The following is a 25,332-nucleotide window of genomic DNA, read 5'->3' as shown; positions in this document are numbered from 1 at the left end:
GCCGGATCGAGCGCCCTTCGCCACGTAGGCGGGCAATCTCGCACCGGTCTTCCAGAGTGAACTGCTTGTATTTGTGCCCCATCGCAACACCTTAAGCCCAAGCTGGTGTTGCACTTCGTTTGTGAACTCAGGGGGTCCATGAGCGGATCAACCGATCAGGAGCGGGAAAAAAGAATGGCGGCACTTAAAATCGCCCGCACCATATTGCTTCTCGCCCTTGCGATTTGCGGCACGGCATTCGTAGTCGCTTACTTCGAGGTGAGCTATCACGGGCTCGCAATAGTGATGGCCTTCGTCGCAACTGCCGTCATGTTCCTTGCGGCGGTAGCATGCATCGTCATTCAGTTCGTCATACCGCTTCTGAAAGACCGCACGGAACGGAAAACTGACTAGGCCACCCGCGCCCGCTCGTTGATCGCCCTCACATCCGCCCCCGCCGGCAGCGTCCCATAGACATCGCCCCAGTCGCGCCCGAGCCTTGTCTGGCAATAGGCATCCGACACAGCCGAAGGCGCGTGCTGCAACAGCACCGCTCCCGCCGCCACCTTCGCCATCTGCTCCACCACCTGCCGCGAGCGCGCCTCGAGCGAACCCATGTCGGTAAATGCCTCCTTCAGCGCATCGAGCGCGCCGTCATAGGCAACATTCGCGCCCTTCGCCTTCTCGAACTCCGCGAACACCACGTCGAGCGCCTGCGGTTCCCGCATCAGCGCGCGCAGCACATCGAGGCACATGACGTTGCCTGAGCCTTCCCAGATCGCATTCACCGGCATCTCGCGATAGATACGCCCCGCGATCCCTTCTTCCACATAGCCATTGCCACCGAGACACTCCATCGCCTCATAGGCGAGGTTCGGCGCGCGCTTGCACACCCAGTATTTCGCGACCGGCGTCATGATGCGCCGGAAGGCCGCCTCCGCCTCGTCCTCATGCGCCCGGTCGAACGAGCGCGCCACACGGAACGACAATGCCGTCGCCGCTTCCGTTTCGAGCGCAAGGTCCGCCAGCACATTCGCCATCAGTGGCTGGTCGATCAGCTTCTTCTGGAACACCGTGCGATAGGAGCAATGATGCACGGCCTGTGACACCGCTTGCCGCATCATCCCCGCTGTCGCCACCGCGCAGTCGAGCCGCGTATAGGTCGCCATCTCGATGATGTTGCGAACGCCCCGCCCTTCCTCGCCGATCAGCCAGCCGCTTGCGGCCTGAAACTCGACTTCGGAAGATGCATTCGACTTGTTCCCCACCTTCTCCTTCAACCGCTGAATGCGGATCGCATTCGGCGCGCCGTCCGGCGTGAAGCGCGGCATCAGGAAACACGACAGTCCATTCGGTGCCTGCGCCAGCACGAGGAAGGCGTCGCACATCGGCGCCGAGAAAAACCATTTATGCCCGGTGATACGATATTCCTCGCCCGGCCCGCCCTTGCCCGCGGGATGCGCCACCGTCGTATTCGCGCGCACGTCTGTCCCGCCCTGCTTCTCCGTCATGCCCATGCCGAGCGTCACGCCGCTCTTCTCACTCGCCGGAATGAACCGCGGGTCATATTCGCGCGACAGAATACGCGGCACCCACTCCTTCGCCAGCGACGGCTGAAACAGGAGCGCGGGCACCGCCGCATTCGTCATGGTGATGGGGCAGCCATGTCCCGCTTCCGCCTGCGTCATCATGTAGGTGCCCGCAAGCCGCGCCACGACCGCGCCCGGTTTCGGCTTTGCGTCGAGCCCCTCTTTCAGATGATCCCAAGGCGAACCGTGCAGCCCCTGTTTCACCGAAATTGCCATCAGCGCGTGATAGGAGGGATGAAACTCCACCCGGTCCTCGCGGTGCCCGAAGCGGTCGAAACTCTTCAGCACCGGCAGATAGGCATTCGCCTGACGCCCGAGGTCCAGCACCTCCGCGCTCCCCGCAACCTTCCCGAATGCGGTGAGCGATGCGCGCTCGTCCCCGCCGCCTTCCCGCTCCACGGTCTCTGTGAGCGCCTTGTCGCCCGTGAACAGGTTCACATCCTCAAGCGGCGGCGGCTGGTTGAACACCTCGTGAGTCGCGAAATCGGCAGGCGTTTCCATTTCTGCGTCCATATCGGTGGCGGCCATGGCATGAACCTCTTTTTCGGGGGCTTGCCCATCAGGTTAACACCGCTCTCGGGGCCCGGCCAATTCCGCCTTGCCGCCCCCATGAATCGGCCCTATACAATGCGGCTTTAATGACCAGCGCTGACAAACAGCTTTCGCCCGTTTTCCCGCACCGGCACTTGCTCGGGATCGAGGGCCTTTCCCCGTCCGATATCACCAGCCTTCTCGATCTCGCCGACACCTATGTCGAGCAGAACCGGCAGGTCGACAAGAAGGGCTCCGTCCTTCGCGGGCGCACACAGATCAATCTCTTCTTTGAGGCTTCCACGCGCACGCAAAGCTCCTTCGAGCTGGCGGGCAAGCGCCTCGGCGCGGATGTGATGAACATGTCCGTCTCCTCCTCCTCCGTGAAGAAGGGCGAGACACTGGTCGACACGGCGGTGACGCTGAACGCAATGCACCCCGACCTCATCATCATTCGTCACCAGAATTCCGGCGCGGTCGAGCTTCTCTCGCAGAAAGTCTCCTGCTCGGTCATCAATGCGGGCGACGGCGCGCATGAGCATCCGACACAGGCCCTGCTCGACGCCCTCACGATCCGCCGCCGCAAGGGCCGCCTCGAAGGTCTCCTTGTCGCCATATGCGGCGACATCGCGCATAGCCGCGTCGCCCGTTCGAACATCCTGCTCCTGAACGCGATGGGCGCGCGCGTCCGCGTCGTCGGCCCGCCGACCTTGATGCCCACCGGCGTGGAGCGTCTCGGCGTCGAGGTCTTCCACGACATGAAGAAGGGCCTCGAAGGCGTCGACATCGTGATGATGCTTCGTCTCCAGCTGGAGCGCATGACCGGTTCCTACGTGCCGAGCCAGCGCGAATATTTTCATTTCTACGGCCTCGACTATTCGAAGCTCGCTCATGCCAAGCCCGATGCGCTCGTGATGCATCCCGGCCCGATGAACCGCGGCGTCGAGATCGACAGCGCCGTCGCCGACGACATAGACCGCAGCCTCATCCGCGAACAGGTCGAGATGGGCGTCGCCGTGCGCATGGCCGTGCTCGACGCACTCGCGCGCAACCTGCCGAACGAGCTTGCCCTCTCGGGAGGCCGCTCATGAGCCGCACCGCCTTCATCAATGCGCGCCTGATCGATCCGGCATCGGGCTACGACGAAATTGGCGGCCTTCTCGTCGAGAATGGCATCATCGCCGATCTCGGCCCCGCCCTTTTCAATGACGGCACGCCGCAAGACGCCGAACTGGTCGATTGCCGTGGCCGCGTCCTCGCGCCCGGCCTCATCGATTGCCGCGTCTTCACCGGCGAGCCCGGCGCCGAGCATCGCGAGACGCTCGCGCTTGCCAGCAAGGCAGCCGCCGCAGGCGGCGTCACCACCATGATCGTCATGCCGAACACCGATCCGGTGATCGACGACGTTGCCCTCGTGGATTTCATCGAGCGCCGCGCCCGCGACACGGCGGTCGTGAACGTGCACACCATGGCCGCCCTCACCAAGGGTCTTCACGGCGAACAGATGACGGAGCTCGGCCTCCTGCTCGATGCAGGCGCCGTCGGCTTCACCGATGGCGTCAAGGCCGTCGCGAATGCACAGGTCATGCGCCGCGCGCTTTCCTATGCCGCCCATCTCGGCGCCCTCGTCGTTCAGCATGCCGAAGAGCCCACGCTCGCCACCGGCGTCATGAACGAAAGCGAACTTGCAAGCCGCCTCGGCCTGTCGGGAACGCCCGCCATCGCCGAAACCATCATGATCGAGCGCGATCTTCGCCTGCTCGAATACACCGGCGGGCGCTATCACGTCGCGCAGGTTTCCTGTGAAGCCTCTGTCGAGATCATCCGCCGCGCAAAGACGCGCGGCCTCGGCGTCACCTGCGGTGTCTCGGCGGCGCATCTGCAACTCAATGAAAACGACGTGCAGTCCTACCGCACCTTCTTCAAGCTCTCGCCGCCGCTCCGCACCGAGCAGGATCGCCTCGCCCTTGTCGCGGGCCTCGCCGACGGCACCATCGATGTCATCGTTTCCAGCCACGACCCGCAGGACCCGGAAGTGAAGCGCCGTCCCTTCGCCGAGGCGAATTTCGGCGCCATCGGTCTCGAAACCCTGCTGCCCGCCGGTCTCGCCCTCGTGCATAATGGCGACTTGCCGCTTGGCCGCTTCCTCGCGGCACTAACCTCCATCCCCTCCGATCTTCTCGGTCTGGGCCGGGGACGGCTGGCCACGGGCCTTCCCGCCGATCTCGTGCTCATCGATACGGAGGTGCCCTGGAAGCTCGAAGCGGCTAGGCTCAAATCGATCTCGAAGAACACGCCCTTCGAGGATCGCCTCTTTCAGGGGCGCGCACTCCGCACCATGGTTGGCGGACGCACCGTTTACGCTCAGGGGGAGGAGCGCTGACAATGGGCTTTACCGATTTTGCGACACCGCTGCTGCTAGTCGCGCTGGTGCTTGGCTACCTGCTCGGCTCCATTCCTTTCGGCCTTTTGCTCACGCGCCTTGCAGGACTTGGCGACATCCGCTCCATCGGTTCCGGCAATATCGGCGCCACAAACGCACTGCGCACAGGCAATCGCTGGGTCGCGGTCGGAACGCTCATCGGCGATGCCGCCAAGGGCGCTCTCGCTGTTTACATCGCCAGCCTTCTTGCCGCCCAGGCAGCGCCGGATAGCGTCAATCCCGCATGGATGCTCGGTCTCGCCGCGCTGGGCGCATTTCTCGGCCACCTCTATCCCGTCTGGCTCGGTTTCAAGGGCGGCAAGGGTGTCTCTACCTTCATCGGCATCCTGCTCGCGCTGCATTGGCCGGTCGGCCTTCTCTTCTGCGCGACATGGGTCATCGTCGCCCTCACCTCGCGCTACTCGTCGCTCTCCGCCCTCGTCGCGGCTCTACTGACGCCAGTCTATTTCGCTTGGCTCAATCAGTGGGATCTCGTCGGTCTCAGCGTCGTGCTCGTGGCCCTCATCTACATCGCGCATCGCGACAACATCCGCCGCCTTCTCGCCGGTGAAGAATCGCGCATCGGCCAGAAAAAGGCCGAAGACAAGACCGGGGACTGACCCGCGTGGCAGCGGCGCTCTCCGCCGCGGAGCGTTTTGCCCGCCTCCGCCTCGCCCGCAGCGAAAATATCGGCCCCGTCACCTTCCGCGACCTGCTGGATCATTTCGGCAATGCCGTCGCCGCGCTCGATGCCCTGCCTGATCTCGCCGCGCGCGGCGGTGCAAAACGCGCCGTCCGCGTTGCCCGTGAAGGCGAGGCGGAAGCGGAAATCGCGCGTACGGAAAAGCTCGGCGGCCATCTCCTCGTTCTTGGCGACGAAGCCTTCCCCGCGCGTCTTGCCGCTCTCGATCCGCCGCCGCCCGTCATTTCCCTGAAAGGCAATCTCGTGCTGGCGGCGCAGAAATCCATCGCCATCGTCGGCTCGCGAAATGCCTCCGCTGCGGGCCGCCGCATCGCGGGCGACATGGCCGAAGCCTTCGCCCATGAAGGCTTCATCGTCGTCTCGGGCCTCGCGCGCGGCATCGACACGGCGGCGCACCGCGCATCGCTCGCAGGCGGCACCATCGCCGTTCTCGCGGGCGGCCTCGATATCGTCTACCCGGAAGAAAACAGGGAACTCCAGGCGGAGATCGCCGCACGCGGCGCCCTCGTCACCGAAATGCCGCCCGGCACCAGTCCGCAGGCGCGTCACTTCCCGCGCCGCAACCGCCTCATCTCCGGTCTTTCTCTGGGGGTCGTCGTGGTCGAGGCCGCACTCCGCTCAGGCTCGCTCATCACCGCGCGTTTCGCGCTGGAGCAGGGCCGCGATGTCTTTGCCGTGCCCGGTTCCCCGCTCGACCCGCGCGCGCAAGGATCGAACAAGCTCATCAAGGACGGCGCACCGCTGGTCGAGAATGCGAGCGATGTCATCGCCGCTCTCGCGGAACCGCTCGGTCATCTTTTCCGCGAGCCCGAGCCGCCTTCCTTCGCACCGCGTTCCGGCAATGCGCCCGATACAGACATGGATACGCGCAAGCGCGTCCTCGCCGCGCTCGGCCCCACGCCCACGCCGATGGACGAAATCATCCGCCAGTCCGGTGCGCCGGTTCCGCAGGTGCGTGCCGTTGTGCTGGAACTCGAACTCGCCGGCCGCATCCACCGGGATCCCGGCGACAGGGTCAGTCTTTTGCCGGCTTGAGCGTGGACCTTATCGGCGCGCTTGCGTTGCCCTGCCGTTTCACCGCCGAACGCCCCAGCATCAGCAGCCGCGATTCTTCCGCCGCCACGCCGATCAGATAGGCAAGGAACCGGAAGCCGCGCTTGTCTGCCATTCGCCGCGACGCGATCATCAGATCGAGCAGATAGGCCGCAACAGCCTCGTCATCCGCATCTGTCAGGTTGTCGGGCAGGTTCGAGGCATGTCTGTGCCGCGGCGCAAGGCTCTGGTTGTCCCTGGTTTCGGGCACACTTTCGGCATTCAGCATGGATTTCCGCATCGCCAGCCATCCTTTGCTTGCCCCTCCCCGGGGCGGTGACGCTTTTCCCGCGCGAATGGTCACGCACAAGGAACTAGACCGATGGTATATATTTCAAGAGAAAATAAAACTCCGGGATCAGGTCCAATTGCGTTCAAACTGACAAGAGCTTTCAAAGCGCCGATTTCCCCCCGAATTTCCTCCTGAATTTTCCCAAGGAATCCGCGGCATTTGACAGTCATCGCCCTTTTCACCATTTTCAGCCGGCGGTTCAGACGTGGACCGGATGCGACGGTACTCTTGGCTTTTCACGGATGACTGGTGTAAAGCGCGCCCGGGCTCACTGGAGCCTGCGTGCTGATGCGGTCCGTCGCGACATATTTATAAGAGAGAAAAAGCGGTCCAATGGACGTTGTCATTGTTGAGTCGCCTGCCAAGGCGAAAACGATCAACAAATATCTGGGCAAGGACTACAAGGTCCTCGCATCCTACGGCCATGTCCGCGACCTGCCCTCGAAAGATGGCTCGGTCCAGCCGGACGAAGATTTCGCCATGGCCTGGGATGTGGATGCGAAGTCCCAGAAGCGCCTGAACGAAATCGCCGCCGCCGTTAAGGGCGCGGATCGTCTGATCCTCGCAACTGACCCGGATCGCGAAGGCGAAGCAATTTCCTGGCATGTCCTGGAAGTCCTGAACAAGAAGAAGGTGCTGAAGGACGTCGAGGTCCAGCGCGTCGTCTTCAACGCCATCACCAAGAAATCCGTCACCGAGGCGATGGAGCATCCGCGCGGGCTCGACAAGGAGCTGATCGACGCCTATCTGGCGCGCCGCGCCCTCGACTACCTCGTGGGCTTCACCCTGTCCCCCGTTCTCTGGCGCAAGCTGCCGGGCTCGCGCTCGGCGGGCCGCGTGCAGTCTGTGGCGCTCCGCCTCATCTGCGAGCGCGAACTCGAAATCGAAGCCTTCCGCAGCCAGGAATACTGGACCGTCGAAACCGATATGAAGTCGGCGGCGAATGCGCCCTTCGCCGCGCGTCTCGTCGCCCTCGACGGCAAGAAGCTCGAAAAATTCGACATACCGGACCAGAAGACAGCCGACGAGATCGAAGCCCGCATCAAGGCCTCGCGCTACACGGTGAAGTCGGTCGAGAGCAAACCCGCGCGGCGCAATCCGAACCCGCCCTTCACCACCTCGACGATCCAGCAGGAAGCCTCGCGCAAGCTCGGCTTCTCGGCCAGCCGCACCATGCAGGTCGCGCAGCGCCTCTATGAAGGCGTCGAGATCGACGGCGAAACGACCGGCCTCATCACCTATATGCGAACCGACGGCGTGCAGATCGCGCCCGAAGCGATCGCGCAGGCCCGCACCGTCATCAACAACGAGTTCGGCGAGGCCTATCTCCCCGACAGCCCGCGCATCTACAACACCAAGGCGAAGAACGCGCAGGAAGCGCATGAAGCGATCCGCCCGACCGACTTGAGCCGCTTGCCGAAATCCGTCGCCTCGCGTCTCGACGACGATCAGCGCCGCCTCTACGAACTGGTCTGGAACCGCACCATCGCCAGCCAGATGGAAAGCGTGCAGCTTGAACGCACCACCATCGAGATCGAGGCAAACGACGCGCCGATCAACCTGCGCGCTACCGGCTCCGTCATCGTCTTCGACGGCTTCCTGCGCCTCTACCAGGAAGGCCGCGACGAACCGGACGATGCGGATGAAGGCAACCGTCTGCCCAAGGTCGCAAGCGGCGACAAGCTCGGCCTTGAGAAGGTCCGCCCGGAACAGCATTTCACTGAGCCCCCGCCCCGCTTCACCGAAGCGAGCATCGTCAAACGCATGGAAGAACTCGGCATCGGCCGTCCGTCCACCTATGCCTCCACGCTGCAAACCCTGCGTGACCGTGACTATGTCCGCATGGACCAGAAGCGCCTCGTGCCGCAGGACAAGGGACGCCTCGTCACCGCCTTCCTCGAAAATTTCTTCTCGCGCTACGTCGAATACGACTTCACTGCCGCGCTGGAGGAAAAGCTCGACAAGGTCTCGGCCGGCGAACTCGACTGGAAGGATCTGCTGCGCGAATTCTGGAAGGACTTCACCGGCGCCGTCGCCGAGGCGACGGAACTCCGCATCACGGAAGTTCTCGACCGGCTGAACGATGTGCTGGGCCCTCACGTCTTCCCCGACAAGGGCGACGGTTCCGACCCGCGCAAATGCCCTTCCTGCGAGGATGGCCGCCTGTCGCTGAAGGTTGGCCGCTTCGGCGCCTTCGTCGGCTGCTCCAACTATCCCGATTGCAAGTTCACGCGCCAGCTCACCGTCGGTGCCGAAGGCGAAGAGGCACAGGGCGACCGCGTACTTGGCACCGACCCGGAAACGGGTGCCGAAGTCTCGCTCAAGCGCGGCCGCTTCGGGCCCTATGTCGAGCGCGCACCACTCGCCGAAGATGAAAAGCCCAAGCGCAGCGGCCTCCCCGCCAAGACCTCGGCGGCCGATGTCGATCTCGATACGGCGCTGCGCCTGCTCACGCTTCCGCGCGAAGTCGGCATCCACCCCGAAACCGGCAAGAAGATCACGGCGGGCCTTGGCCGCTTCGGTCCCTTCGTCCTGCATGACGGCACCTATGCGAACCTGAAAGACCCGGAAGAACTTTTCGACATCGGTCTCAATCGCGCCGTCACCGTGCTCGCCGAAAAGATCGCCCGTGCCGAGGAACGCGCAGGCAAGATCCTGAAGGAACTGGGCGAACATCCAGACAGCGGCAAGCCCGTGCAGGTCCGTGAAGGCAAATACGGCCCCTACATCAAACATGGCCGCACCAACGCCACGCTGCCCAGATCTGCCGTGCCCGAAGACGTGACGCTTGAAGAGGCGCTTGCCCTCGTCGCAGAGAAGGAAGTGAAAACAGGCAAGGGCAAGAAGAAGGCCCCCGCGAAAAAGAAGGAAGCAGCGGAAAAAAAGCCCGCCGCAAAAAAGCCCGCCGCAAAGAAGAAAGCGCCCGCGAAAAAGGCCCCCGCCAAAAAGACTGCGGCGAAGAAGGCCGCACCTAAAAAGCCCGCCGCAAAAAAGCCGGCGGCGAAGACAGCCAAAAAAGCCGGCACAGCCACTGAAATGGCGGATTGATCTTGGCCGAACGCAAGCCCGGACGGGGGGCACCGAAAAAACCTGCAACCGGCAAAAAGAAAACCGGCGGCGGTGTGCCCTCGCGCGAGGAAATCCTCGCCTTCCTCGCCGACAATCCCGGCAAGACATCGAAGCGCGAAATCGGCCGCGCCTTCAATGTGAAGGGCGACGACCGCATCCCCCTGAAGCAATTGCTGAAGGCCATGACGGAGGAAGGCGTCATCGCGCGCGACGAGGCAAAAAACCTTCGCCGCACCGATGAACTGCCGCCCGTCACCGTCGTCGAGATCACCCATACCGACACCGATGGCGAGTTGATCGCGCGCCCCGTCTCATGGCCGGGCGAGGAGCAACCGCCCCTCATCGTCATCGCGCCGGACACCTCGCGCCGGAAGCGCGACTATGACGAACCGCCCGCCGGTGTCGGAGACCGTGTTCTCGTCCGTCTCGAAAAGGTGGAGGACGAAGGCGAAGCCTATCCTTACGAGGCCCGCGTCATCCGCCGCGTCGGCAAGGGCGCGGAACGCATCCTCGGCCTCTACCGCAAGAACCCCAGGGGAAAGGGCGGGCGCCTCGTCCCCGTCGAAAAGAAGGCCCGCAACGAATACGAGATCGCACCCGAAGATGTGAACGGCGCGGAAGACGGCAATCTCGTCCTCGGCGAAACCATCCCCGGCAAGCGCTATGGCCTCTCTCGCGCCCGCATCCGCGAGATCTTCGGCGACAGCGAAGACCCGCGCTCGATCAGCCTCATCGCCATCCACGCGCATGGCATCCCGGACGATTTCCCCGGCGAGGTGGTCGCGGAAGCCGAAGCCGCGAAGCATCAGGGCCTCAAGGGCCGCACGGACCTGCGCGACATTCCCCTCATCACCATCGACCCGGCGGATGCGCGCGACCATGACGATGCCGTCTGGGCCGCGCCCGATGACGATCCGAAAAACGAAGGCGGCGTCGTCGCCATTGTCGCCATCGCCGATGTCGCGGCCTATGTGAAGCCCGGCTCGCAGATGGACCGCGAAGCCCGCAAGCGTGGCAACTCCACCTATTTCCCGGACCGCGTCGTGCCGATGCTGCCCGAGCGCATCTCGAACGATCTCTGCTCTCTGGTCGAGGGCGAGGACCGCGCCTGCTTCGCCGTGCGCATGGTCTTCGACAGGAACGGCAACAAGCGCGGCCATGAGTTCATTCGCGGTCTCATGCGCTCTGCCGCCAGCCTCAGCTACAAACAGGTGCAGGAAGCGATCGACGGCCGCGCGGACGACGCCGCAGGCCCCCTGCTCGATCCCGTGCTGAAGCCGCTATGGGCGGCCTACCGCATCATCTCGAAGGCTCGCGAGGCCCGCGCGCCGCTCGACCTCGATCTCCCCGAACACAAGATCGACATCGGCCCCGATGGACGCATCTCGGGCGTGCGCATTGGCGACAAGTTCGAATCGATGAAGCTCATCGAGGAGTTCATGATCCAGGCGAATGTCTGCGCCGCCGAAACGGCCGAGGCGCAGCACCGCAAGGTCATCTATCGCATCCACGATGCGCCCTCGCGCGAGAAGCTCGTCGCACTCGCTGAATTTCTCGCCACGCTGAACCTCAGCTTCACCAAGGGCGAAAACATCCGCCCCGCGAATTTCAATCGCATCCTGAAGGAAGTCGATGGCACCGAGCATGACCGCATGGTGTCCGATGTCGTGCTTCGCTCTCAGGCGCAAGCCGTCTACTCGCCCGACAATATCGGCCATTTCGGCCTCAACCTGCGCCGCTATGCACACTTCACCTCACCCATTCGCCGCTATGCGGACCTTACCGTCCATCGCGCGCTGATCGCGGGTCTCGGTTTCGGAAAAGACGGCCAGACCGACAACGAACTGGCCGAACTCACCGAGATCGCCGAACACATCTCCACCACCGAGCGCCGCTCCATGATTGCCGAGCGCGACTCGAAGGACCGCTTCATTGCCGCCTTCCTTGAGGCGCGCATCGGCGCTGAGTTCACGGGCCGGGTCTCCGGCGTCACGCGCTTCGGCCTTTTCGTGAAGCTCGACGAGACCGGCGCCGATGGCTTCGTTCCGGTCTCGACGCTCGGTCGCGACTTCTTCCATCACGACGAGATCATCCACGCCCTTGTCGGCGAGCGCACGCGCCATGCTTACCGTCTGGGCGATGCCGTTCGCGTCCGTCTGGCGGAGGCCGTCCCCGTCACCGGGGGCTTGCGCTTCGAGCTGCTCGAAGGCGGCGGCGAGGCGCCACCAAATGCGGGAAAGGGCAGCCGCTCCCGCGCGCCCTCCGGCCGTGGTGGACCGGCGCGCGGTAAATATGGCAAATCACCTCGCAAGGCCCCGCGCGGCAAGCGCCGCTAGGGTGATTCCGGGCCAGGTCGCGCGCCCTGACGCGCGGCAACCTGCCACATATTATCAAATGCGTTTTCCGACCATTTTGGTGGGGCATCCACTATCGCTGCCGTGAGTACCAGATGGACATGACCGATACCCGCACCTACGAAGCTGCCGAGCCCGCCCGCCGTCCGGCGCTCGTCTCCATATTGCGCGGCTTCGGCGGCCATTGTCCGGCTTGCGGTCGCGGTAACATGTTCCGCAAATTCCTGAAGGTCGCGGACAATTGCCCGGATTGCGGCGAGGATCTGCACCACCATCAGGCGGATGATGCCCCGCCCTATTTCACCATCATGGTTGTGGGCCACATCGTCGTCCCGATGATGCTCTGGCTCGAACTCGAATATCTCCCGCCGCTCTGGGTCCACGCCACGATCTGGCCTGCGCTCACGCTGCTGCTCTCGCTCTGGTTCCTGCCCCGCATCAAGGGTGCGGTCGTCGGCTGGCAATGGGCGCTGCGCATGCACGGCTTCGACGGAAACACGCAGGAGGATTGACGCCGCGTCCTCCTGCTCATTCTTCCTGCCACCCTCCCCTTGAGGGAGGGTCAAACCGCCCATTTTGCAGCTTGTCTGCAAATGCAGACAAAGATGGGCGGTTTGGGGAGGGGGACTCCGCTCTCCCGGACGAACGCGCCATCGCCTGCCCGGCTGGACTCTGCCGCCTCCTCCCGGGCATCCTGTTCCCAACAAGCAATCGTAAGAACAGGGATGAAGTGATGGCGGAGGAACAACGGGCGATCTTCGACCCGAAGAAATCGCGCGAGCAGGAATATCGCGAGGCGACCCAGGGAAAGGCCGTGCGTCCGCGCGATGCCTCGACCCTCATCATCGTCCGCCGCGATGCCGCGCAGCCGCAGGTGCTCATGGGCCAGCGTCACGCGGACCATAAATTCATGCCGAACAAGTTTGTCTTCCCCGGTGGCCGCGTCGACCGCGCGGACAGCCGCGTGAAGCCCGCGCAGGAGCTTCGCGATCCCGTCACCCGCCGCCTTCTTGTGCGTATGCGGGGCAAGCCCTCCGAACTTCGCGCCCGCGCGCTCGCCATGGCCGCCATCCGCGAAACCTTCGAGGAAACCGGCCTCATTCTCGGCAAGCCGATCACCGCGCTCCAGAAAAGCAAGCATCCCGACTGGAACGAATACTTCGCACAAGGTGTCGCGCCCGCGCTCGGTTCGCTCGACTTCGTTGCCCGCGCCATCACCCCGCCCTATCGTACGCGCCGCTTCGACACGCGTTTCTTCATCGCCGATGCGGAAGCGATCCAGGGCGATCCCGCCAAGGTCACGGGCTCGGGCGAATTGCAGGGCCTTCACTGGCTGACGCTCGACGATGCGCGCGGCCTCGACCTGCCGAACATCACCCGCGTCGTGCTGGACGAGATCGACGAACGCCTCGCGCTCTCCACCGCCGCACAGCGCCGCCGCGCCGTTCCCTTTGTCCACTTCAGAAATGGCAACGCGATCCGCGACGCCATTGCGGATTGACGTCATGACCTCTCACGAAACCATCAAGCGCGGCATTCGTCCGCGCGATGCCGCCAGCCTCGTTCTCATCGACACGGCAGAGAACGAACCGCGCATCCTCATGGGGCGGCGTCATTCGCGCATGAAGTTCGTGCCGGATGCTTTCGTCTTTCCCGGCGGCAAGCTCGATGCGGGCGACATGGGGGTGCGTACCGCAACAGGCTTCGGCCACCAGACCGCGCGCATGATGGAAAGCGCCGCCGCCTCCCGCGCAAAGTCGGAGGCGCTTGCCGCCGCCGCCATCCGCGAAACCTTCGAGGAGACGGGCCTCATCGTCGCCGCCCCCGGCGATGTCGGCATCGTCGCGGGCGAAGGCTGGGAACCGTTCCGTGACCGCGGCGTCGCTCCGCGTCTCGATGTGCTGGATTTCGTCGCCCGCGCGATCACGCCGGCTTCGAGCCCCATCCGCTTTCATGCGCGCTTCTTCGCCGCCTCCGCAGAAGTCGCATCGGGCGAGGTAAAAGGCAGCGGCGAACTCGAAGACCTCGGCTGGTACAAGATTTCGGAAGCCCTGAAACTCCCCGTTATCGACGTGACGGAATTCGTGCTCCACGAAATCTCCCGCCGCCACAAGGGCGAAACCCGCTCCCGCGTGCCGCTTTATTCCTACCGCAACGACAAGCCCGTCATACGGGCATAGGACACCTGGACCACCCTCCCCCTGTGGGAGGGTCGAAATTCGTGAAACGAATTTCGGGGAGGGGTAAGTGCACACACTCGCCCCCTCCCGTCCACACCAATGACAAACCCGCAAAAACGCGCTATCGCCTTTGGGCAATGACCGGGAAACAACTCACCATGTCCGAGGACGCGCCCCTCACCGCCGCCGAGCGCAGGCGCAGCCTCATCGCTGTCATCGCCTGCATCTCGGTCGTTGGCATGGGCCTCGGCGTCTCCATTCCGCTCCTCGCCCTGCTGATGGAGCGTCAGGGCGTCTCGGCCTCGATCATCGGCCTCAACACCGCGATGCCCGCGCTCGCCACCTTCCTGCTGACGCCCTTCATCCCGGCGCTTCTGCGGCGCATCCCGGCAATCCCGTTTCTTCTCACCTGCATTCTCGTCTCGGCCATTGCGATGCCGGCCTACTACGTCTTCCCCAATGTCTGGCTCTGGTTTCCGATCCGCTTCGCCAACGGCCTTGCGCTCACCGGTCTTTTCGTCGTCAGCGAATTCTGGGTGAACACCTTGGCGGACGAGAAAAACCGTGGCCGCTTGATCGGCATTTACGGCACGGTTCTGTCATGCGGCTTCGCCTCCGGCCCCGTGCTGCTCTTTCTGGTCGGCACGCAGGGCCTGCTGCCTTTCGCCACCATCGGCGCATTGATTCTCGCTGCGGGTGTGCCCCTCGTCCTTTTCGGGCGCGGCCTCGCGCCCCGCGTCACCGAGCGCCCGAGCAAGAGTTTCCTGAGCTTCCTTATCGTCGCCCCCGCCGCCACCCTTGCCGGCCTCGTCTACGGCGCCACCGAAACAAACATCTTCAATCTGCTGCCCGTCTATGGCGTCCGCACCGGCATGACCGAGCAGACCGCCGCCTTCGTGCTGTCCATCTTCGCGGCGGGCAACATCCTTTGCCAGATCCCCATCGGCATCTGGGCCGACCGCACCGACCGCCGTCTGGTTCTGCTGGTCTGCGCCCTTGTCGGCGTCCTCGGCGCTTCGGCAATCCCGCTGGTCGCCCACAGACTCTGGCTTTTTGCGCCCACGCTTTTCATTTTCGGCGGCGTCGTCGTCGGCCTCTATACCGTCGGGCTGACACTTCTCGGCCAGCGTTTCCGCGGTGCGGACCTCGCCTCGGCCAATGCCGCCTTTGTGCTGATGTATTCGACAGGCGCGCTCATCGGCCCGCCCCTGGCCGGTATCGGCATGGACCTCTGGGATCCGCATGGCCTGATTGTCGTCATGGCAAGCCTGTGCGCGCTCTATGTCGCAATCGCGGGCTGGCGCTATTTCACCGCCCCGCGCGCCACCCCCGCGCCCTGAGAAAACCCGGTATTTTCCGTTGTTTTGCCGGGCAATCCGGGCTTCCGCTTGACTTCCGCCGCCGCCTGAGTAGCCTGCGCGCAATTCCGCATATTCCCGGCTTCGCGCTGGATTGCGCAACTATGGCCTCGCGGGCACGCCGCCCGCGCAACGCAAGGATTTCGCGAGATGGCGAAGCCAGCTTCAATCAAGATCAAGCTCGAAAGCACAGCGGGCACCGGCTACTTCTACGTCACGAAGAAGAACAGCCGCACCATGACCGAAAAGATGGTCATCAAGAAATACGATCCCGTCGCTCGCAAGCATGTCGAGTTCAAGGAAACCAAGATCAAGTGATTTGGCGGCGGGCCCCGCGCCCGCTTCCGAAACGAAAAAGAGCCGGTTCCTTTTGGAACCGGCTCTTTCCGTTTATAGGTGGCCGACCGGGAAATCGCAGCTTATCAGAGGAGGCCACTCCACAACCACGCCCCGGCCGGCCGTGCCTCGCGGACCCAGGAGATGCGGCGGACCTGAGCGCCCCACGAGGACACATATCGCTGCCCGGATTTTCCCGACTCACCCCCCAGCAAGAGCGGGAAAGACGCTGGCAGCGAAACGATGATCGTCATTAAAACCTACCACACCGCATTGTCCCAATAAAGCACAGAGAGCGTCTTGACGGGCCTCACAGCGCTTTCAACTTCATCAACCATGAATTTTTAAGGTTAATGAATGCTGGCGCGCGCGAAATCTCCCCGAAGTCTCGAAGAAGACTTCTCGAATTCTGTATGACTTGTCTGAAATGAAAACGAGGGCTTACGCCGCCTCGGCAACCACGCGGTTCCGCCCGTCCCGCTTGGCGCGGTAGAGCCCCTGGTCGGCGCGTTCGAGGAGCTTCCCCGCATCGTCCGCCGGTCCATGGGTCACGGCAATGCCGATACTCACCGTCACATCGATCGTCCGGCCCTCTTCGTCCAGCGTGAACGGCTTCATCGCCACGTTCTGCCGGAGCCGTTCGGCGACCGACATCGCATAGCCGATATCCGTGTCGGGCATCACGACCACGAATTCCTCGCCGCCAAGCCGGCAGGTGAGATCGACGCCGCGCACATTGCACGAAACCCGCCTTGCGAATTCCTTGAGCACCATGTCGCCCGCCGCATGGCCATAGGTGTCGTTGACCGCCTTGAAGTAATCGATATCGAAAATCAGCAGCGCCACCGACTTGCCTGTATTCGCCGCGTCGTCGACCAGCGTCGCGAGATGGCCTTCCATGTAGCGGCGATTATAGAGCCCGGTCAGCCCGTCCGTGATCGCAAGCTCCAGCCCCTGCTGGAACTTGTCGCGCAGATAATCCTGATAGCGTTTGCGGCGAAGCTGGCTGCGCGCCCGCGCCACGAGTTCATTCCGCTCCACCGGCCGCACCAGATAGTCGTTCACGCCCATGTCGAGCGCGCGCACGAGCCGCGGCGTATCGCCCTCTTCCACGATGACGAGGATCGGCGCCTGCCGCGTCGCTTCCAGCGAGCGAAGCTGCGAGCAAAGCCGCAGCCCGTCATATTCCTGGAGCGTCAGGCTGATGATGTGCAGATCGAAATCGCCTGTCGAGGCAAGCTGAATGAGTTCTTCCTGGCTTTCGGCAACGGTAACATTGTGTTCGCTGGCCAGCGTCTCCGTGATGCGCTTCAGCGAGGTCGGCCTGTCGTCGATAACGGCGATCCGGCCGGGCTCCGACATCAGGAAGTTGTCGCCGGTCGCCGAAAGCGCGCCGATGCGCTGCCCCGTCGCCTCGCGCATGCGAAGCTCGTCCGTCACCATCTTCAGGCGCACAAGACTGCGTACGCGCGCAAACAGCGCGAGATCGTTGAGCGGCTTGGTGAGAAAATCGTCGGCGCCCGCTTCAAGGCCCTGCACGCGGTCCTTCGGCTGGTCGAGCGCGGTCACCATGACGACGGGGATATGTTCCGTCTCCGGCATCGCCTTCAGGCGGCGGCAGACCTCGAACCCGTCCATGCCCGGCATCATCACGTCGAGCAGAATGATGTCCGGCTGCTGCTCCTTCGCAGCCTCCAGCGCTTCCGGACCCGAGCTCGCCTTGAACACGTCGAAATATTCGGCCGTCAGCTTTGCGTCGAGCAGCTTCAGGTTCGCGGGAACGTCGTCGACAATGAGTACGCGAGCAGTCACTGGTGCCTCGTGCTTGCCTGGAGGCGCTTAACGGAGGAAACGCTGAACCGTTTCGAGGAACTGCGTCACCGAGATCGGCTTGGAGATATAGGCCTCGCAGCCGCCCTCGCGAATCTTCTCTTCGTCGCCCTTCATCGCGAAAGCGGTGACGGCGACAACGGGAATGGCGCGCAGGTTGTCGTCTTCCTTGATCCACTTCGTGACTTCGAGCCCGGAAACTTCCGGCAGCTGGATGTCCATGAGGATCAGGTCCGGGCGGTTCGTGCGCGCGATTTCAAGCGCCTCGATTCCGTCGCGCGTCTGCAGCGTTTCGTAACCATGCGCATCCAGAAGATCGTGGAAGAGCTTCATGTTGAGCTCATTGTCTTCGACGATCAGGACCTTCTTAGACATTGCGTCCATAGCTCCAGAACTCCACCTGTGCCGGGCGACCCTGCGCCCGATTTGCCGGTTCCCGGTCGGGAATGGCGACTCTGCTTATATGGGCCATATGACCCGAATATCCTTAACTAAGTCTTTAATCCCGGGGCTCGAAGCCGCAGCTTTCCGGGGGTTTTTCATTTAAGACCCGCTATGATTAAGTTTGCGTGTCCATGCCGCCTTCTTCTGGCGCAAAGCCCGGGAAAATCCTGCTTATGACGAAAGACGAGGCCGAATTGCTGGCCATCCGCGCCCTTGGCCACATCGCCGCCGATGAAGACCTTCTGGGCGATTTCCTTGCCCTTTCCGGCCTTTCGGTCGATGAATTGCGCTCCCGCGCGGGCGAAGCGGAGTTTCTGGGCGCGATTCTCGATTTTCTGCTGGCCGATGAAGCCCGCCTTCTCGCTTTCTGCGAATCGGAAGAACTGGATCCCCGCCTTCCCGGCCGCGCGCGTCAGGCGCTCCCCGGCGGCGAACAGGTGGAATGGACATGAGCAGCATCAAGGATGACCCGGGCGCCACGGCAAGCGAAGTCTCCGGCCCCCGGCCCGATATGCGCACCGGCGATGCCGCGATGCGCGATCCCCTCGCCGTCGATGCCGCCACCATCCCCCAGATCGACGCGCTGACGCTCACGCGCGGCCGCCCGCTCATCGTCTCCGACGCCGACGAGGTGCTGCTGCAGTTCATGGTCGGCCTCGAACGCTACCTCGACACGCAGGATCTCTGGATCGACCTTCGGAGCTTCGCCCTTTCCGGCAACATCAAGCGCAAGGGCACGGACGAGCCCGTGCCGCCCGCCGGGATGCCCGCCCTGCTCGATGCCTTCTTCGCCGCTTCCGCGCATGATCTCGACGTCGTGCCCGGCGCGGTCGATGCGCTGGCCGCCCTCTCGGAGCGCGCGCAGATCGTCATCCTGACCAACGTGCCGATTGAAGCAAAGCCCCGCCGCGAGGCATCGCTCGCCGCGCAAGGATTGCCCTATCCCGTCATCGCGAACAAGGGGCTGAAGGGCGGCGCCGTCCGCCGCCTCGCCGAGATGGTGGAAGCGCCGGTCGTCTTTCTCGACGACATCCCGCACAACATCGCCTCGGTCGCCAGGGCCCACGCGCCAACGCATCTCATCCACTTCATCGCCGACCCCCGCCTCGCGAAATTGCTCGGCCAGGCCCCCGACAGCCATTTCCACACCACCGAATGGCCCGCCGCCCGCCGCTTCATCGAGGAACGTCTGGACACGGAGGGTTTCTAGAAGACATGATAAAATGGAAACGTCATTGCCGGGCTTGACCCGGCAATCCAGAAGCCGCAAAGCGGCGTCAGAAAAAGACTCTTCCCCTTGAGGCACGACAAAAACCAAAAACAAAATTGTCATCCCGGCGAAAGCCGGGATGACACCTCATTTTTCCTCCCTCTCCGTCTCTGCGTGATTTCCAAACCTGCTATCCTCCGCGAAAAAAGGGATTCCCGGAATGCGCATCGGCATAGACCTCGGCGGCACCAAGATCGAAGGCATCGTCCTCGACGACAGCGGCAATGAACGCACCCGCAAGCGCGTCGCCTCGCCGCGCGGCGATTATGCCGCCACCATCGCCGCGATCCGCGATCTCGCCGCCGCGCTCGAAGCGGAAGCCGGTGAGCAGGGCACTATCGGCATCGGCATGCCCGGCATCGTCTCGCCCGCCACCGGCCTTGTGAAAAACGCGAACAGCACCTGGCTCATCGGCCATCCCTTCGGGCGCGATCTCGAAGCCGCACTCGGCCGCGAAGTCCGCCTCGCCAACGACGCCGATTGCTTCGCCCTGTCCGAAGCAACCGATGGCGCGGCAGCGGGCGCTGCCTCCGTCTTCGGCGTCATCCTCGGCACGGGCGTCGGCGGCGGCATCGTCGTCAATGGCGCGCTCCTTTCGGGACCAAACGCCATTGCCGGTGAATGGGGGCACAATTCGCTCCCCTTCGTCCTGCCGGACGAGATGCCGGGGCCGGAATGCTATTGCGGCAAGAAGGGCTGCATTGAAAGCTGGCTTTCGGGTCCGGGCTTCGCGGCCGACTATATGCTCGACACGCGCGAGGCCCTCTCGCCGGAGGCCATCGTCGCGGCGGCGGAGGGTGGCGACCGCCCCGCCCGCCTCGCGCTCCGGCGCTATGCGGATCGCCTCGCCCGCGCACTTGCCCATGTCATCAATATTCTCGATCCCCATGTGATCGTGCTGGGCGGCGGCATGTCGAACATCGCCGCCCTCTACGACGAAGTCCCCGCCCGCTGGGGCGCCTACGTCTTCTCCGACACGGTGGAAACCCGTCTCGCCCGCCACAAACATGGCGATGCGAGCGGTGTGCGCGGTGCGGCCTGGCTCTGGCCTGCCCGGTAGCGCCCGCCTGATCGCGCCAAAACAGCAAATGTCTACAATAATATATTCCGTATAAATCTTATATACGTTGATTGTTATCTTAACAGTCACCACTTCTATTAATCACAGGCAAATATTTTCTGTGAAAAGAAAGTAAAAATCATGATCAAAACTGAACCGAAGACGGAAAATAAGCCGGAAAACAAGGAACACGCCGTGAAGGATCCCGCCGTCGCGGGCGCTCCGGTTCCGGCAGCGGAAAAGACCGCCGCCCCGGCCAACGACGCCAAGAAGTCCTGAATGCATCGCGGAGGGGTAGACGTCCTCTCCGCATCTACCTGCCTCCCCGAAACCCGCGAAACGGAATTTGCATGAAACACCGGCTTTTGAAGGCTCTGCGTCTTTTGACGATCGCGGCCTTGCTTCCTGCCGTGTTTTATCTCTCGCCCGCGGCCGCGCAGGAGGCAAAGCAGGCGCAGACAGGCTCTTCAGCCGCAGGCATCCCCGAAAACGCACGAAAGATGAGCTTCGGCAACGGATGGTTATGCAATGACGGCTTCCGCAAGGCCGGCGGTGCCTGCCTTGTTGTGACCGTTCCCGAGAACGGACATGCCCGCGCCTCCTCCTACGGCAACAAGTGGTCATGCGATCGCGGCTTCCGCCGGGATAATGAAGCCTGCGTCCCCATCGTCATACCCGCCAATGCCTACCTGACATCCGCCGGCGATCAATGGAATTGCGAACGCGGCTTCAAGAGCACCGGAGAATCCTGTGTCGAGGTCGAAGTCCCTGCGAATGGATATCTCGTGGAATCGACTTATGGCGACAGCTGGAAGTGCGACCGCGGATATCGCGCCGATAGAACCGGCTGCGTCGCAGTCGTCATTCCCGAAAACGCCTTCGCGACAAACACCAGCTATGGCATCGGCTGGGAATGCGAGCGCGGCTACCGCACCACCGGCAGCACCTGCTCCCCGGTCATTCCGCCGGAGAACGGCTTTCTTTCCGAATCGACAATCGGCAAAGGCTGGGATTGCGACCGGAATTTCCGCGCGGTCGACAACGCCTGCAAGGCGATCGTGCCTCCAGAGAACGCCTATCTGAGCGGAACGGCCTATGGAGAGGGCTGGGCCTGCAATCGCGGCTTCCGGTCGAGCGGAAAGGCCTGTGAAAAACTCGTCCTCCCCGGCAATGCGCATCTGGATTATTCCGGCAATGACTGGGAATGCAGCTCGCCCTATCGCCGCCAGAATGGCGCGTGCATAGCCGATTAGCCTGCCGGACTACAGGCTCGCGCCGTAAATCAATCCGTGCACGAAGCGTAGTTTCCCCGCCACCGTCGGGGACAGCACGAACGGGTAGAGATCGTCCTGCCCCATGCTCTGGTTGAGGCTGTTGACGGTCGCCGTGAGCGGCGTCCATGCCGCCATGATCGTGTCGAAATCCGCCGCCTTGTAGCAGCGGAAGTCCGTCTCCCTGGCATCGGCCACCTGCGGATGAATCTTCAGCCCGAACGCATCCGCCGTCTCCAGCGTGTCGACGATATGCAGGTAATGCGCCCAGCTTTCGGCGAAGTCCTCCCAGGGATGAGAACTCGCATAGGTGCTGATATAGCTCTCCTGCCAGTTGGCCGGTGAGCCATTGGCGTAATGAGCCGCCAGCGCCTCGCCGTAGTTCCGCCTTTCGTCCCCGAACATCTCGCGGAACGATGCGTGCCAAACCGTGTCGCGCACCAGCCGGTCCCAGTAGTAATGCCCGATCTCGTGCCGGAAATGACCGAGCAGCGTCCGGTAGGGCTCCGCCATGTCGCGCCGGTTGCGCTCCCGCACGGCGTCGTCCGCTTCCGCCACATCGATCGTGATGAGGCCGCTGCGATGGCCGGTGGTAACGGGCTCTTCCGCCGTTCCCGGCGCGGCTGGCCCAGAGAGAAAGTCGAAGGCGATGCCCCGCTCGCGGTCGTCGAACTTGCTGATGACCGGCAGGCCCAGCCGCAGAAGCCCGTAGACGAGCCGATGCTTCGCCGTCTCGATCTGCCGCCAGAGCAGTACGTTCTCGGCAATGCCGAGGTCCGGCACCGTCCGGTTCAGCCTGCAGGCCGTGCAATAGGGGCTGGCCGCGTCCGCGGGCACCATCCAGTTGCAGGCATCATAAGCGGCATTGGCGCAATAGCGCATCGTCTGCCCCGGTCTTGCCAGCGGCCGGAAACACGTCTCGCCATCCGGCGACAGCGCACTCAGTTGCATTTGCTCCGGCAGAAACCCGAGTGCGCTTCCGCAGCGCTCGCATTCGGTGTTCTCGAAATAGAGCGTCTGCCCGCAGCGCTGGCATTCGAAGAGTTTCATGACAGGAGCCTCGGTCGGGGTTCAGCTAGGCTCACAACGCCCTGCTGGCGCAAAAGCCCAATCGGGATAACCGATTATAGCCTCAATTCTCTGAAGCCCTTGCCCCGGAGCGATTGCCCCGGAACGATTGCCCTTGATATTCGGCAATGACGGGCCGCTTTGCTGATAAACTCCCGGCAAAACATCATCCTGTCCACCCCCATAACGCCCCATGACCGACGAAACGACAGGCTTCTGCCGCGACTGCTTCTCTCCCGTGCCGGACGGCGCGGAGCGTTGCCCTGCGTGCCGCCGCCCGCGTCTCCTCTTCCACCCGGAGATCAGCTCGCTCACCATCGCCCATATGGATTGCGATGCTTTCTACGCTGCGGTCGAGAAGCGCGACAACCCGGAGCTTCGCGACAAGCCGCTCATCATCGGCGGCGGCACGCGCGGCGTCGTCTCCACCTGCTGCTACATCGCGCGCATCCGGGGTGTGCGCTCCGCCATGCCCATGTTCAAGGCGCTCGCCGCCTGCCCCGACGCCGTCGTGCTGAAACCCGACATGGCAAAATATGTCGCGGTCGCCCGCGACGTTCGCGCGCTCATGCGCGACCTCACGCCGCTCGTCGAACCCGTCTCCATCGACGAGGCCTTCCTCGATCTCTCCGGCACCGAGCGCCTGCATCACGCAAGCGCCGCCGTCAGCATGGCGCGCCTCGCAAAGCGCATCGAGGAGGAGATCGGCATCACCGTTTCCGTCGGCCTCTCCCACAACAAGTTCCTCGCCAAGATGGCCTCCGACCTCGACAAGCCGCGCGGCTTCGCCGTCATCGGCCGCGAGGAGACGCTGTCCTTCCTCGCCAGTAAACCCGTGTCCATGATCTGGGGTGTCGGCAAGGCGCTGGAGACAAAGCTCGCGCGTGAGGGCATTACCCGCATTTCCCAGCTTCAGAAGATGGAAGAACACGATCTCATGGCGCGCTTCGGCTCGATGGGAAGCCGCCTCTACCGTCTCTCGCGCGGACTGGACAGCCGCCATGTCGAACCCGTCCACGAGACGAAAAGCATTTCTGCAGAAACAACCTTCATGCGCGACATCTCGGACCGGGCCGAGCTCGACCGCATTCTTTGGCCCCTCTGCGACAAGGTCGCCACCCGCGCCAAGGCTGCCGGCCTTTCGGGCTCGACCGTCGTACTGAAACTCAAGACCGCCGACTTCAAGACCCGTACACGCAATCAGACCCTGCCCGACCCGACGCAGCTCGCCGAGGTGATCTACCGCACCGCCTCGCCCATGCTTGCCCGCGAAACCACGGGGACAAGTTTTCGTCTTCTGGGAGTGGGGATTTCCGGTCTCGCCGATGGCGATCTCGCCGACCCGCCCGACATGCTCGATCCCGCCGCAACACGTCGCGCGGAGGCCGAACGGGCGATGGATCGTCTCCGTGCGAAATTCGGGGACAAGTCCATCGTCAAGGGACGGGGCATGAAAAAATGACGAAGCGGGGATAAATCCGTCTACGGATGAATATGGGGATAAGGGCGGCGTTTGTGACGTTATGATGACGTTTCGATGACAGTCGGAAATGAAGTTCGAAAAACGGCGGAAGTCCGCCACCGCGAATTGTGACGGTCACGCATTTGCTCAGCACTTTCCCGGATCGAAATAAGTGACCTCGCTGAGCGCCCCCTTCACCTCGACATCGAGATAATCGAGCGACAGCGTGGCCGATATCCCGTTGGGAAATAAGAGATATCCCATCTCGAAGTTCGGCACGCCCTCGCCATCCGCCGGATCGAAATAGCTGATCCGCACGGGCCAGGGCTCCATCTCGGCGAGCGCCGCGCCCTTTCCGTCCACCTTCGCATCAAGCCCTTGAACTGAAACGGTTTTCCCAATGAAGGCGGTGGTCGGATTCTCGCCCTTTTCCGTCCCGTCGAACAGCGGATGGCTGAAAACCTTGTGCCCTGCTTGCGCTTTTTCGATCAGCCCGAGGTTGTATTCCATCGGAAACAGCGTCTCGCGGGGCATCGCCGCGGGCTCGTCGCCCTCGCGTAACAGCTTGATATCGCCGGACTTTTCGCGCGTTGCCGTGCCTTCCTCGCTATCGGTCAGCTCGCCATTCGTGTACTCGGTCCGGGTGAAACGAAACTCGCTTCCGTCCGCCGCTTCCCAATAGCTCAGACGAACGTCGTTGCTCACAAACCCTTGATCTGCAACGGAAACTTTCGTCACCACGCGTTGCAACGAGGTATAGCCGCCGCAAGCCGGCCCCCCTCGCCACTCGACGACCATGCGTCCCTCAATGCCCGTCACGTCGCTCACCGGCTGTGTGTGTCCGAGCGACAGATCATAGACGGCGCGATGCATCTGCAGTGCCGGCGAGGCTGCCGCAGCCCCTGCGCCCGCGACGAAAAAGGCAACAATTACAGATACTAAACACTCGAACCGCTTCACTTCGTTTCCGCTCCTGCTCCACCCGTCACAGCCCTTTTGCAAGCCTACACCATCGGGTAAAC

General features: G+C 63.2%; 24 protein-coding genes. 18 read left to right on the top strand and 6 right to left on the bottom strand.

Annotated features, from left to right (window positions below; all coding sequences use genetic code 11):
- Window positions 1-174: 174 nt before the first annotated feature.
- A complete protein-coding gene (locus ABJO61_RS04725; protein ID WP_348325803.1) occupies window positions 175-393 on the top strand; it encodes a hypothetical protein in 219 nt (72 codons plus the stop codon).
- On the opposite strand, the gene ABJO61_RS04720 is transcribed toward ABJO61_RS04725, so the two are convergent.
- A complete protein-coding gene (locus ABJO61_RS04720; RefSeq protein ID WP_348325801.1) occupies window positions 390-2,096 on the bottom strand; it encodes an isovaleryl-CoA dehydrogenase in 1,707 nt (568 codons plus the stop codon). The two genes, ABJO61_RS04725 and ABJO61_RS04720, sit on opposite strands and share 4 nt — an antisense overlap.
- Before the next feature lie 110 nt (window positions 2,097-2,206).
- On the opposite strand from ABJO61_RS04720, the gene ABJO61_RS04715 reads away from it, so the two are divergent.
- From ABJO61_RS04715 to dprA, 4 genes are read left to right on the top strand one after another with little or no spacing between them, the layout of a single operon-like run.
- Window positions 2,207-3,190 carry an aspartate carbamoyltransferase catalytic subunit gene (locus ABJO61_RS04715; RefSeq protein ID WP_348325799.1) on the top strand — a complete coding sequence of 328 codons (984 nt, stop codon included), beginning with the start codon at window positions 2,207-2,209 and terminating at the stop codon, window positions 3,188-3,190.
- A complete protein-coding gene (pyrC, locus tag ABJO61_RS04710) occupies window positions 3,187-4,482 on the top strand; it encodes a dihydroorotase (RefSeq protein ID WP_348325797.1) in 1,296 nt (431 codons plus the stop codon). Before ABJO61_RS04715 ends, pyrC begins: the two co-directional genes overlap by 4 nt.
- 2 nt (window positions 4,483-4,484) lie before the next feature.
- On the top strand, window positions 4,485-5,141 hold the full coding sequence (gene plsY, locus ABJO61_RS04705) for a glycerol-3-phosphate 1-O-acyltransferase PlsY (protein ID WP_348325795.1): 657 nt from the start codon (window positions 4,485-4,487) through the stop codon (window positions 5,139-5,141).
- Between the two features lie 5 nt (window positions 5,142-5,146).
- Window positions 5,147-6,259, top strand: coding sequence for a DNA-processing protein DprA (gene dprA / locus ABJO61_RS04700; RefSeq protein ID WP_348325793.1), 1,113 nt, complete (start codon window positions 5,147-5,149; stop codon window positions 6,257-6,259).
- On the opposite strand, the gene ABJO61_RS04695 is transcribed toward dprA, so the two are convergent.
- On the bottom strand, window positions 6,240-6,557 hold the full coding sequence (locus ABJO61_RS04695) for a hypothetical protein (RefSeq protein WP_348325791.1): 318 nt from the start codon (window positions 6,555-6,557) through the stop codon (window positions 6,240-6,242). The genes dprA and ABJO61_RS04695 overlap by 20 nt on opposite strands.
- 384 nt (window positions 6,558-6,941) lie before the next feature.
- Between ABJO61_RS04695 and topA the strand changes: the two genes are divergently transcribed.
- The 7 genes from topA to rpmG all read left to right on the top strand — a co-directional run bounded on the left by topA (window position 6,942) and on the right by rpmG (window position 15,887).
- The gene (gene topA / locus ABJO61_RS04690; RefSeq protein ID WP_348330711.1) at window positions 6,942-9,656 is read left to right on the top strand and encodes a type I DNA topoisomerase; all 2,715 of its coding nucleotides are present in this window, start codon (window positions 6,942-6,944) and stop codon (window positions 9,654-9,656) included.
- A gap of 2 nt (window positions 9,657-9,658) precedes the next feature.
- Window positions 9,659-12,013, top strand: coding sequence for a ribonuclease R (gene rnr, locus ABJO61_RS04685; RefSeq protein ID WP_348323342.1), 2,355 nt, complete (start codon window positions 9,659-9,661; stop codon window positions 12,011-12,013).
- A gap of 113 nt (window positions 12,014-12,126) precedes the next feature.
- Window positions 12,127-12,543 (top strand): DUF983 domain-containing protein, encoded by a 417-nt coding sequence (locus ABJO61_RS04680; protein WP_348330708.1) that lies wholly within the window; start codon window positions 12,127-12,129, stop codon window positions 12,541-12,543.
- Window positions 12,544-12,764: 221 nt separating this feature from the next.
- On the top strand, window positions 12,765-13,532 hold the full coding sequence (locus tag ABJO61_RS04675) for an NUDIX hydrolase (protein WP_348328975.1): 768 nt from the start codon (window positions 12,765-12,767) through the stop codon (window positions 13,530-13,532).
- Between the two features lie 4 nt (window positions 13,533-13,536).
- Complete coding sequence (locus tag ABJO61_RS04670) at window positions 13,537-14,211, top strand: NUDIX domain-containing protein (RefSeq protein WP_348328978.1); 675 nt, start codon at window positions 13,537-13,539, stop codon at window positions 14,209-14,211.
- A gap of 158 nt (window positions 14,212-14,369) precedes the next feature.
- Window positions 14,370-15,551 carry an MFS transporter gene (locus tag ABJO61_RS04665; RefSeq protein WP_348328981.1) on the top strand — a complete coding sequence of 394 codons (1,182 nt, stop codon included), beginning with the start codon at window positions 14,370-14,372 and terminating at the stop codon, window positions 15,549-15,551.
- 168 nt (window positions 15,552-15,719) lie between these two features.
- Entirely contained in the window at window positions 15,720-15,887 is a 168-nt protein-coding gene (rpmG, locus tag ABJO61_RS04660; RefSeq protein ID WP_293332140.1) for a 50S ribosomal protein L33, read from the top strand.
- A gap of 459 nt (window positions 15,888-16,346) precedes the next feature.
- On the opposite strand, the gene ABJO61_RS04655 is transcribed toward rpmG, so the two are convergent.
- Together ABJO61_RS04655 and ABJO61_RS04650 are read right to left on the bottom strand one after the other, a co-directional pair.
- Window positions 16,347-17,717 carry a PleD family two-component system response regulator gene (locus ABJO61_RS04655; protein ID WP_348328985.1) on the bottom strand — a complete coding sequence of 457 codons (1,371 nt, stop codon included), beginning with the start codon at window positions 17,715-17,717 and terminating at the stop codon, window positions 16,347-16,349.
- Window positions 17,718-17,744: 27 nt separating this feature from the next.
- A complete protein-coding gene (locus ABJO61_RS04650; RefSeq protein WP_293206941.1) occupies window positions 17,745-18,110 on the bottom strand; it encodes a response regulator in 366 nt (121 codons plus the stop codon).
- Window positions 18,111-18,352: 242 nt separating this feature from the next.
- On the opposite strand from ABJO61_RS04650, the gene ABJO61_RS04645 reads away from it, so the two are divergent.
- From ABJO61_RS04645 to ABJO61_RS04625, 5 genes are all read left to right on the top strand, one after another.
- Window positions 18,353-18,631 carry a DUF3572 domain-containing protein gene (locus ABJO61_RS04645; RefSeq protein ID WP_348328988.1) on the top strand — a complete coding sequence of 93 codons (279 nt, stop codon included), beginning with the start codon at window positions 18,353-18,355 and terminating at the stop codon, window positions 18,629-18,631.
- On the top strand, window positions 18,628-19,389 hold the full coding sequence (locus ABJO61_RS04640; protein WP_348328991.1) for a hypothetical protein: 762 nt from the start codon (window positions 18,628-18,630) through the stop codon (window positions 19,387-19,389). Before ABJO61_RS04645 ends, ABJO61_RS04640 begins: the two co-directional genes overlap by 4 nt.
- 220 nt (window positions 19,390-19,609) lie before the next feature.
- A complete protein-coding gene (locus tag ABJO61_RS04635; protein WP_348328994.1) occupies window positions 19,610-20,509 on the top strand; it encodes an ROK family protein in 900 nt (299 codons plus the stop codon).
- A gap of 141 nt (window positions 20,510-20,650) precedes the next feature.
- On the top strand, window positions 20,651-20,788 hold the full coding sequence (locus ABJO61_RS04630) for a hypothetical protein (protein ID WP_348328997.1): 138 nt from the start codon (window positions 20,651-20,653) through the stop codon (window positions 20,786-20,788).
- A 71-nt stretch (window positions 20,789-20,859) separates the two neighbouring features.
- Window positions 20,860-21,762, top strand: a complete 903-nt coding sequence (locus ABJO61_RS04625) for a hypothetical protein (protein ID WP_348329000.1) — start codon at window positions 20,860-20,862, stop codon at window positions 21,760-21,762.
- Window positions 21,763-21,771: 9 nt separating this feature from the next.
- Here ABJO61_RS04625 and ABJO61_RS04620 read toward each other — a convergent pair whose 3' ends face one another.
- A complete protein-coding gene (locus ABJO61_RS04620) occupies window positions 21,772-22,830 on the bottom strand; it encodes a putative zinc-binding peptidase (protein WP_348329003.1) in 1,059 nt (352 codons plus the stop codon).
- A gap of 211 nt (window positions 22,831-23,041) precedes the next feature.
- Here ABJO61_RS04620 and ABJO61_RS04615 point away from each other — a divergent pair, with 211 nt between their 5' ends.
- Window positions 23,042-24,310 carry a DNA polymerase IV gene (locus ABJO61_RS04615; protein WP_348330705.1) on the top strand — a complete coding sequence of 423 codons (1,269 nt, stop codon included), beginning with the start codon at window positions 23,042-23,044 and terminating at the stop codon, window positions 24,308-24,310.
- Between the two features lie 147 nt (window positions 24,311-24,457).
- Here ABJO61_RS04615 and ABJO61_RS04610 read toward each other — a convergent pair whose 3' ends face one another.
- Window positions 24,458-25,270, bottom strand: a complete 813-nt coding sequence (locus ABJO61_RS04610) for a cell envelope integrity EipB family protein (RefSeq protein ID WP_348327254.1) — start codon at window positions 25,268-25,270, stop codon at window positions 24,458-24,460.
- Window positions 25,271-25,332: the final 62 nt, after the last annotated feature.

The organism is Parvibaculum sp. (assembly GCF_039973015.1).
Classification (GTDB): domain Bacteria; phylum Pseudomonadota; class Alphaproteobacteria; order Parvibaculales; family Parvibaculaceae; genus Parvibaculum.
This window is presented reverse-complemented; position numbering and strand designations above follow the sequence as displayed.

Excerpts from the sequence above, each read along its gene's own strand:
- ABJO61_RS04665 (WP_348328981.1), top strand. The coding sequence starts at position 14,370 with ATGTCCGAGGACGCGCCCCTCACCGCCGCCGAGCGCAGGCGCAGCCTC.
- ABJO61_RS04615 (WP_348330705.1), top strand. The coding sequence starts at position 23,042 with ATGACCGACGAAACGACAGGCTTCTGCCGCGACTGCTTCTCTCCCGTG.
- ABJO61_RS04670 (WP_348328978.1), top strand. The coding sequence starts at position 13,537 with ATGACCTCTCACGAAACCATCAAGCGCGGCATTCGTCCGCGCGATGCC.
- ABJO61_RS04725 (WP_348325803.1), top strand. The coding sequence starts at position 175 with ATGGCGGCACTTAAAATCGCCCGCACCATATTGCTTCTCGCCCTTGCG.
- ABJO61_RS04720 (WP_348325801.1), bottom strand. The coding sequence starts at position 2,096 with ATGGCCGCCACCGATATGGACGCAGAAATGGAAACGCCTGCCGATTTC.
- ABJO61_RS04680 (WP_348330708.1), top strand. The coding sequence starts at position 12,127 with ATGGACATGACCGATACCCGCACCTACGAAGCTGCCGAGCCCGCCCGC.
- ABJO61_RS04625 (WP_348329000.1), top strand. The coding sequence starts at position 20,860 with ATGAAACACCGGCTTTTGAAGGCTCTGCGTCTTTTGACGATCGCGGCC.
- ABJO61_RS04675 (WP_348328975.1), top strand. The coding sequence starts at position 12,765 with ATGGCGGAGGAACAACGGGCGATCTTCGACCCGAAGAAATCGCGCGAG.
- ABJO61_RS04640 (WP_348328991.1), top strand. The coding sequence starts at position 18,628 with ATGAGCAGCATCAAGGATGACCCGGGCGCCACGGCAAGCGAAGTCTCC.
- ABJO61_RS04635 (WP_348328994.1), top strand. The coding sequence starts at position 19,610 with ATGCGCATCGGCATAGACCTCGGCGGCACCAAGATCGAAGGCATCGTC.
- topA (WP_348330711.1), top strand. The coding sequence starts at position 6,942 with ATGGACGTTGTCATTGTTGAGTCGCCTGCCAAGGCGAAAACGATCAAC.
- ABJO61_RS04645 (WP_348328988.1), top strand. The coding sequence starts at position 18,353 with ATGACGAAAGACGAGGCCGAATTGCTGGCCATCCGCGCCCTTGGCCAC.
- ABJO61_RS04650 (WP_293206941.1), bottom strand. The coding sequence starts at position 18,110 with ATGTCTAAGAAGGTCCTGATCGTCGAAGACAATGAGCTCAACATGAAG.
- rpmG (WP_293332140.1), top strand. The coding sequence starts at position 15,720 with ATGGCGAAGCCAGCTTCAATCAAGATCAAGCTCGAAAGCACAGCGGGC.
- plsY (WP_348325795.1), top strand. The coding sequence starts at position 4,485 with ATGGGCTTTACCGATTTTGCGACACCGCTGCTGCTAGTCGCGCTGGTG.
- ABJO61_RS04620 (WP_348329003.1), bottom strand. The coding sequence starts at position 22,830 with ATGAAACTCTTCGAATGCCAGCGCTGCGGGCAGACGCTCTATTTCGAG.
- ABJO61_RS04630 (WP_348328997.1), top strand. The coding sequence starts at position 20,651 with ATGATCAAAACTGAACCGAAGACGGAAAATAAGCCGGAAAACAAGGAA.
- pyrC (WP_348325797.1), top strand. The coding sequence starts at position 3,187 with ATGAGCCGCACCGCCTTCATCAATGCGCGCCTGATCGATCCGGCATCG.
- ABJO61_RS04695 (WP_348325791.1), bottom strand. The coding sequence starts at position 6,557 with ATGCGGAAATCCATGCTGAATGCCGAAAGTGTGCCCGAAACCAGGGAC.
- ABJO61_RS04715 (WP_348325799.1), top strand. The coding sequence starts at position 2,207 with ATGACCAGCGCTGACAAACAGCTTTCGCCCGTTTTCCCGCACCGGCAC.